10 protein-coding genes are annotated in these 7,186 nt (G+C 34.7%); all 10 read right to left on the bottom strand.

Going from position 1 to position 7,186, the window contains the following annotated elements; translation table 11 throughout:
* Window positions 1-560, bottom strand: a 560-nt coding sequence (locus ACY65O_RS16125) for a M16 family metallopeptidase (protein ID WP_462221890.1), incomplete at its 3' end; no start/stop codon positions are given.
* Window positions 561-1,070: 510 nt separating this feature from the next.
* Window positions 1,071-1,505 carry a DUF1801 domain-containing protein gene (locus tag ACY65O_RS16120; RefSeq protein ID WP_462221889.1) on the bottom strand — a complete coding sequence of 145 codons (435 nt, stop codon included), beginning with the start codon at window positions 1,503-1,505 and terminating at the stop codon, window positions 1,071-1,073.
* Between the two features lie 4 nt (window positions 1,506-1,509).
* Entirely contained in the window at window positions 1,510-1,947 is a 438-nt protein-coding gene (locus tag ACY65O_RS16115; RefSeq protein ID WP_462221888.1) for a VOC family protein, read from the bottom strand.
* Window positions 1,948-2,044: 97 nt separating this feature from the next.
* Entirely contained in the window at window positions 2,045-2,566 is a 522-nt protein-coding gene (locus ACY65O_RS16110; RefSeq protein WP_462221887.1) for an SRPBCC family protein, read from the bottom strand.
* Window positions 2,563-2,883: an ArsR/SmtB family transcription factor gene (locus ACY65O_RS16105; RefSeq protein WP_462221886.1), complete on the bottom strand. Its 321-nt coding sequence runs from the start codon at window positions 2,881-2,883 to the stop codon at window positions 2,563-2,565. The genes ACY65O_RS16110 and ACY65O_RS16105 overlap by 4 nt, the downstream gene beginning before the upstream one ends.
* A gap of 418 nt (window positions 2,884-3,301) precedes the next feature.
* On the bottom strand, window positions 3,302-4,186 hold the full coding sequence (locus ACY65O_RS16100) for a hypothetical protein (protein WP_462221885.1): 885 nt from the start codon (window positions 4,184-4,186) through the stop codon (window positions 3,302-3,304).
* A 454-nt stretch (window positions 4,187-4,640) separates the two neighbouring features.
* On the bottom strand, window positions 4,641-4,826 hold the full coding sequence (locus tag ACY65O_RS16095; RefSeq protein ID WP_462221884.1) for a hypothetical protein: 186 nt from the start codon (window positions 4,824-4,826) through the stop codon (window positions 4,641-4,643).
* A gap of 131 nt (window positions 4,827-4,957) precedes the next feature.
* Window positions 4,958-5,299, bottom strand: a complete 342-nt coding sequence (locus ACY65O_RS16090) for a DoxX family protein (RefSeq protein ID WP_462221883.1) — start codon at window positions 5,297-5,299, stop codon at window positions 4,958-4,960.
* A 2-nt stretch (window positions 5,300-5,301) separates the two neighbouring features.
* Complete coding sequence (locus ACY65O_RS16085; protein WP_462221882.1) at window positions 5,302-5,646, bottom strand: DoxX family protein; 345 nt, start codon at window positions 5,644-5,646, stop codon at window positions 5,302-5,304.
* Window positions 5,647-5,708: 62 nt separating this feature from the next.
* A complete protein-coding gene (locus tag ACY65O_RS16080) occupies window positions 5,709-6,623 on the bottom strand; it encodes a hypothetical protein (protein ID WP_462221881.1) in 915 nt (304 codons plus the stop codon).
* Window positions 6,624-7,186 lie beyond the last annotated feature (563 nt).

Below are 7,186 nucleotides of genomic sequence, written 5' to 3'. Positions count from 1 at the left end.
GAAAAAATTTCGGTATGCTCAACATCACCTGCTACAATCAGCAGGCAATTATTAGGATAATAAAATTTATTTTTTATGATTTCCATTTTTTCAGGCGTAGCCGAAAGGATAACATCGTGGTTGCCTATTATGTTTTTACGGCTGTAATTATTTCCCCAAAGCAGGTGATTGATGGTATCTATCAGTACAAAATACGGGCTCGATTCGTGCCTTTGAAATTCTGCATCTACTATCGGGTTTTCTGCAAGCATGTCCGATTTTTTAAACTTTGGATAGCGGATTGCAGCGTTCATAAACTCCAGCCCTTTTACAGTGTTTTGTTTTGGAAGGGTAAAGTAATAGGTAACATTTTCTTCCAGGGTTTGGCCGTTGTAACTCATATCAAGCTTATCTGTTGCCTTTAAAAAATCTTCCTGACTTTTATATTCTTTGTTCGATTTAAAAAACATGTGTTCATATAAATGACTAAGGCCATTATACTCATTATCCTCGGTAAAGGAACCATTCTTACAGGCAATTTGAATTGTTGAAAAGGGAATAGTGTGATCTTCCAGCACCATTACTTCTAAACCGTTTTCAAGTTTTTGGTAAAAAACATGGTCCGGAACTTTGGGTTGCGAAAAGGATTTTAAAAAAAGTAAGAAGACAAAAGCGGGCAGCAATATTTTTTTGTAATGCATAAGGATGAATAAAGATTAATTGTATAATAAAATTAAATATAGTTAAATAAATTAAATTTTAATAATGAAGATTGGGTGCAAACGGTTGGTGCTTTTTTGAGGCAACACAATTTGTATTGGCACTTTTAATACACTATGCCTGTCAAGGGCATAATACGTTCCGCTGAAACGTAAAAACAATTGTATAAATTTTTGCTACCTATAAATGGTTCTCCATACTTTGTTGTCAATAAGACCCAGTAATGACGGAGATGGGAGCGGAGATTGGTCCCTGTCAGCAACAAAAGCGAAAATTATGAATCCTAAGGCACTGCCGGCAACAGGCGTTTCAATATTCCCGCCTTCTGAAAGACAGATGAATAATGTTTCATTTTTAATTATTTCATCAGCTTACCCTTTTTCATTCGTAGCCTCAACGCCATATCGTATTGCCGCTTCAAGTATATCAATGTTTATATCTTTCAGCGATTTAAATTTTATACAGTACCCCGTTACACTCGCTTTGCCCAATTCTTTTCCATACGTTTGAGCTAAATATTCCTTATCGTTAATACCCATGATATAGACAGAAATTCCAGTGGTGTTTGCACTTAAACCAATTTGATAAAACTCCCTGGTTTTTCCATCAGCATATTTTATGGTGTAAAATCCATATCCTGTATTGGGGTTAGCAACCGTTTTACCTTTATCGTCTCTGCCGTCTAAGAACCATAATTTACATTTTGGCAACACTTGAAGTATGTGCTGATGCAACTCTTGCATTTCGCTGCGTTTTGGTTCAGGTTGGCTATCAATATACTTTTTGATTTGTTCTTGTACGTTCATGAGTTTATGCTTTTCCTTTATAATTTGGGTCAAAATCTACCATCCATTCAATTCCATATTTGTCTCTAAACATTCCAAAGTATGAACCCCAGGGACTGTCGGTAATAGGCATTTCTATCTGTCCACCTGCTGAAAGTCCGTTAAATAGTTTGTCTGCTTCTTCTTTGCTTTCAGCACTAATTGAAATTTTACTTCTGTTTTCGTTTTCATTTGTTCGTCCCATAAATTCCGGAACATCATTTGCCATTAAAATATTTTTACCAATAGGCAAAGCAATGTGCATTATTTTATTGGCTTCATTTTCTGCTACCGGAAATTCAGGACGTGATAAGTCTTTAAAACGCATAATTTTTGCAAACTCGCCACCAAATACTGATTTGTAAAAATTGAATGCTTCTTCGGCATTGCCATTGAAGTTAATGTGAGGATTAATAAGTGCCATTTTTTTGATTTTTATTTTATGCTTACTCTATTCGGTTTTCAGCATCCCCGTTGTCAATGTGTTTGTAAATTTTTTTTCTATCCTTTGTCCCGGGGAATCATGATCGCTTTGATAAAGTTGCCAATAATTCTTCCAGGTAGTTCAATGTCATAGTAAATCCTCCCTGGAAACCCATTTCAATCATCTTCTCCATTCGTTCAAGAGATTCATTGTAAATAGTAATACTCACTTTTGTAGTTCCGTTTTGTTCGCTGAAATTCAGATCCCAATCAGAACCCGGCAATTCAGGGTTCTCATCTGCGTCAGCAAAAGCATTCAAATATTTGAAATTAGTTTTAGGACTAATGGAAGTATATTTCTGAACAGACCAATGCTCTTGCCCTTCCGGACTTACCATGGCATAAAATCTTCTTCCACCAACTTCAAAATTCATAATTTTTGTTTTGGAGGCCCAGGGTTTAGGTGCCCACCATTGGTCAAGAATTTCGGGTTTGGTAAATGCATCCCATACCAGCGAAAGATCAGCATCAAATTCTCTGTTTACGAATACAGTTTTTGTTGCTTTGTCAACTTTAAAATCAAATAGCCCCTGGGGCCCTGTGGGTAAACTGTTGCTCATTTTTTATTTTTTTTAATTGTTGATAATACTTTGTCAAGTTGATTAAACCGGGTTTCCCAGATTTTTCTGAATTGATTAAGCCATTTGTCAATCTCTTTCATTTTTTCAATTTCAAGTGAGTAGTAAATTTCTCTGCCCTGCTGTTCCTGTTTTACCAGTTCGCATTCAGTAAGTATGCGGAGGTGTTTAGAAACAGATTGCCGGGTAGTGTGGAAGTTGTCGGCAATGGCGTTCGGCGTCATTGCCTGCAATGCAATTAAAGTAATAATTGCCCGCCTTGTAGGATCGGCTATTGCCTGAAAAATGTCTCGTCTCATAATTGTTTATTTTTACGAAGCCAATCGGTTGCAAATATAAGCGCAACTATTTGGTTTCGCAAATTTTTTAATAAATATTTTTCTTTTGCCTTTAAATTTTTTGTTTGAAATGTCTGTTTGTGGAGTGGGGCTTTACAATGACGGTAAAAGAAAATGTAACTTTTAGCTTTGCAAAAATCTCCGCCATGGTTGTGTCTTTTTAAACAACGATGCATTGCAGCAAACTATGGTTGCGAAAAGGAAATACTTTTTTCGCTAACAGTATTCGTGAGTTATTCGTTGTTGGACAATAAGACACAACAATGGCGAGGGAGAGAAGACTGGTGCCAAACAGCAACAAAGGAGAAGCGTTTTAATTTTTGTTATTTGGTGCATAAAACCAGTAAGGCAAAAACTCTATGTTGAAATATACATTGTGCTATTTCTTTGTTACCACATACAGTACATGTTTATTATTTTCTTTTTTATGATAATACAAAGTTTTTTGGTCTGGTGCAATGGTTGTGGCTTCTACAAAACCTGTTATACTTTGTATTTTTGAGGGCACACCAAAAGGTTCATTCACATTTTGCCTGGTTGAAACAAAAATCTCTGGCGATGATGCAGCTGTAACAGGCACTGCCAGCCTCGTAAAATATAATTCAAGTTCGTTAACAGAAATACAGGCTGCATATTCAAGTGCGGCTGAATTGATGTTTTTCATTATCGCATCACTGTTGGGCAAGCGCTGAAAACCTGCGTTAGTTTTTTTTGCAATAACCAGGTCTGCAGTAATTGGATTCAATGTCTGGTCAAAAAGTGCATCTACAAAATACATTGATTGCCCGTCGGCACTTATCTCTACATCAAAGTTTAACCAACCTGCCTGTAATTTAGATACTCCATTTACTAACTGAACATTTGTTGCTGTACCATTAAAAAAATTGCATTGATACAGCGTAGAAAGTGTAGTTGCATAATTACGGGTAGAAACAAAATATAAATTTCCTGCGTTGTCTAAAGTTGGAACGCCCTCTAAATCGATTGTATTTACTCCGGCAATTTCACCCTTATATTGAAAAGCAGTATCATTAATTTTAGTTGCCCAGTGAAGATTGGTGTTTTCGGGTGCTCCATTCAAATTATTAAACAATAAGGTTGTTCCGTTTCTTGAAATAAACGGTTCCATAATGTTACCGCTATATCCAATCATTTCCACTTTTACGGGTTGGCCAAATTCAATGGCGGTATTTGGATTAACTGTATTATTATCACGATTGCAGGCAGATAAAAATAATACTAAAAAGATGGATAGGTTTTGCATGATGTCATTTGTATATATCCTCAACGACCATAGCCTTAGTTTTATTACCAAATTTACTATTTTTACTTTTTATTTTGCTTCTTTTTTCTTTGTGAATTAACCACTTTGTATGGATAAAAATGTGTAAGCGGCTAAGCGAATTATGAGCTGGGCAAAGGCTTTTGATAATTTCATCCCTGTAAGTTTTATTTTGCAATAATGGTTTCCATTCCAAAATGGTTGCGATTAAAAATTGTGGCCAATATTCCGGGTAGGAGTGGAACATTGCTGGAAGTAATTTATTTAGTTACTCAGTAAAGATAATGTTTGAGAGGATTATTGCGAAGGTTCATGAAGAGAGGAAACGAGGCTGAGAAATAATGCTCAGAGTTTTTTTTTCTTCATTTCTTGTAATGCAAGGAAAAAGCCTGTTCCGAATAATAGAGTAATCAGCCCTGCGAAATATGGTATGAGATCAGTCATTTTTGTTGTTGTTTACCAGTTTTAAATAAATTCCGAAAGCCAGTATAGAGGGCACCCAAATACCAATAAATATGGCAGCGTTTGCTTCTCCTTTGAAATACAATATTTCGGAAAAAATAAGCGAAAGAAAGGCTGAGATAAACAATAATTTATCTGTTGTTGAAAACTTTTTTAGCATGATTGTGTATATTTTAAATTTTGTTTAAACCTACTGAACAACATATCATTAACAGAAGAATGTTAGTTTTGTTTACACCCAACCACTTTTTAAATTAACTAACCATATAATTGAGTGAATAGGTTAATATACTATGAGCACAGCGACATAAAAAAAATATATCCATTTAGCAGCATAAAAAACAAGGCGGGTAGTGAAACCCAAAAACTATCCTTAATTTTTATCCTGACTGCAACACCCAGTAGCATTAATATTGCAAGTCCACCTGCAGAAATCAGTAAAATAGCATGTAGCTTGAAACCCACCAACAGGCCCAATGCCCCAAAAATTTCTAAAAATGCAGTAAGTGCTCCTGCTTTCTCAAGTCCAAAGCGTTTGAATTCACTTTTCATTTTTGCTGATTTAAAATAGGCAATTCCATAGCTCAAAAAAGACAGACTTGAAATTATAATCAGGACATTCAGTAAATTCATTATTATATTAATTTTAGAGAAACAGCTGCAATGAAAAGACAAAGTACCAGCAGCAGCAAAGAGGGTATATGTTTTTGCCAGGGATTACCGGTTTTAAAGTGAAAATATTGTGCTGATACCATAAGAAAAGCCATAAGCAGGGCCGGAACAAGTATTAAGCCCGGATACCAAATGCCGGCAACCAACAATGTTGATAAAGCTATTTTGGCTGCCCCTACTATGCTACGGATTAAGTTATTCAAGCCATATTGCTTAAATTCTTTTACAATATTATCAAAGCGAAATATCCAAACATATGCTACGGATAAAGCAACTATCAACTGAGCGGCGATGGAATAATTATTCATTTGTTTTTGTTTTAATTTTTTTATAACGTTATATAACTAATTGCTTAAAATTTATTAGCAGTTTAAGTATTGTTTTTATTCAATGCAATATACGCTTCAAATTTATTATGAATAACAAGTATTAAAAGCCCAAAAATAATAGCAGCAACAATCAGCACAGTATTTAGCAAGCCGCTTACAGAAAACGATAACCTGATTAAGATAGTAGAAATAATGAAGCCTGAATTCCTGATAACCTTGTGAAATTCATCAGTATGAAAAAAAGAAAATAATAGCAAAATAACATCTGCAATAATTAAAATAGTGAAAAACTGTTCAAAAAAAATATTATTAATATTTTTAAAAGAAACATCTGTATTTGCAGACGGGCTGATAACGCCTGCAAGCCAATGCTGAAATGAATAAACAGCAACAAAAATTATTACCAGCACTAAAAAAACAGACAATACTTTTTTTAATTTTATGAAGTTTGCTATGCCTTTAATATGGCGTTCATCCATCTCGCTGGTTCTGTATATTTTTTTACTCTGTTTTAAGAACAGGTAAATAAGAAAAAAAAGGAGTATTGATGCTACCAGGTCATAGGTGAACTGCAGGTCATATTTAATTTTGAACCAATCATCTGAAAGAGTCAAAGTGGAAAGATCTTTAAACAAACGCCGGATAATAATAAGCGTAATAATTTCATATTGCTTGCTGATATAAGTGGTAATAGATTTCGGGAGGTAGTGAATCAACAGGTATACTTCATACACCAGGATAAATGAAAAAGGCGTATATATGGCAGCTATAGGATTTTTAAGTAAGTCAGAAGTAGTATTTAAAGAAATAATACCGAAATCTACCATGTATATTATGCAGAGGTGAATAACGAAACTTGCAATGGCGATGGTAAGAATAATTGATTCACTTATTCTTTTCGTTTCTTCCGACAGTAGTTTTTGGTAAAGAATGCCCAATTTCTTATTACTTGCCATCTGCAGCATTTATCTATTTCACAAAAAACAAAATAATAGCTATAATTGTTTTATCTTTTATTCAGATAGTTTAAATCCCCATTCGTTGTTGGTCAATAAGACGCAACAACGGCGGGGAAGGAAGCGGAGATTGATGCAAAATAGTTTCAGTGGACGAAAAAAAAATCATCGCTTTTAGCTTCGCTATTATCTCCGCCATCGTTGTGTCTTATTGACCAACGATTTTTGTGCAGCAAACGAAGGTTGCGAAAAGAGAATGCTTTTTTCGATAATAGTATTCAGGTGCCATTCGTTGTCGGTCAATAAGACACAACAACGGCGAGGAGGGGAGCGGAGATTGGTGTGGAAAACCAACAATGGAAAGACAATACCGAATAACGAATTAATTGATTTATTTCCTCCCTTTGTTTATTTTTACTTTATTTAACTAAAATGCTATTAATAAAATGCAATGATAAAATCACTTGTTTTTTGTATGAGTATATTATTGTTTACTCAAATTAGTTTTTCACAAACTAATAGTAAAGATTCGGCTTTCATAAAGCGCCAGGATAGTTTGCCAC

The sequence above is a fragment of the Ferruginibacter sp. genome (genome assembly GCF_031430955.1).
GTDB lineage: Bacteria > Bacteroidota > Bacteroidia > Chitinophagales > Chitinophagaceae > Ferruginibacter.
Note: the sequence above shows the minus strand (reverse complement) of the source record. Positions and strands in the feature narration are given on the sequence as shown.

Excerpts from the sequence above, each read along its gene's own strand:
- ACY65O_RS16120 (WP_462221889.1), bottom strand. The coding sequence starts at position 1,505 with ATGAACGTACAAGAACAAATCAAAAAGTATATTGATAGCCAACCTGAA.
- ACY65O_RS16080 (WP_462221881.1), bottom strand. The coding sequence starts at position 6,623 with ATGGCAAGTAATAAGAAATTGGGCATTCTTTACCAAAAACTACTGTCG.
- ACY65O_RS16095 (WP_462221884.1), bottom strand. The coding sequence starts at position 4,826 with ATGCTAAAAAAGTTTTCAACAACAGATAAATTATTGTTTATCTCAGCC.
- ACY65O_RS16100 (WP_462221885.1), bottom strand. The coding sequence starts at position 4,186 with ATGCAAAACCTATCCATCTTTTTAGTATTATTTTTATCTGCCTGCAAT.
- ACY65O_RS16115 (WP_462221888.1), bottom strand. The coding sequence starts at position 1,947 with ATGGCACTTATTAATCCTCACATTAACTTCAATGGCAATGCCGAAGAA.
- ACY65O_RS16110 (WP_462221887.1), bottom strand. The coding sequence starts at position 2,566 with ATGAGCAACAGTTTACCCACAGGGCCCCAGGGGCTATTTGATTTTAAA.
- ACY65O_RS16085 (WP_462221882.1), bottom strand. The coding sequence starts at position 5,646 with ATGAATAATTATTCCATCGCCGCTCAGTTGATAGTTGCTTTATCCGTA.
- ACY65O_RS16105 (WP_462221886.1), bottom strand. The coding sequence starts at position 2,883 with ATGAGACGAGACATTTTTCAGGCAATAGCCGATCCTACAAGGCGGGCA.
- ACY65O_RS16090 (WP_462221883.1), bottom strand. The coding sequence starts at position 5,299 with ATGAATTTACTGAATGTCCTGATTATAATTTCAAGTCTGTCTTTTTTG.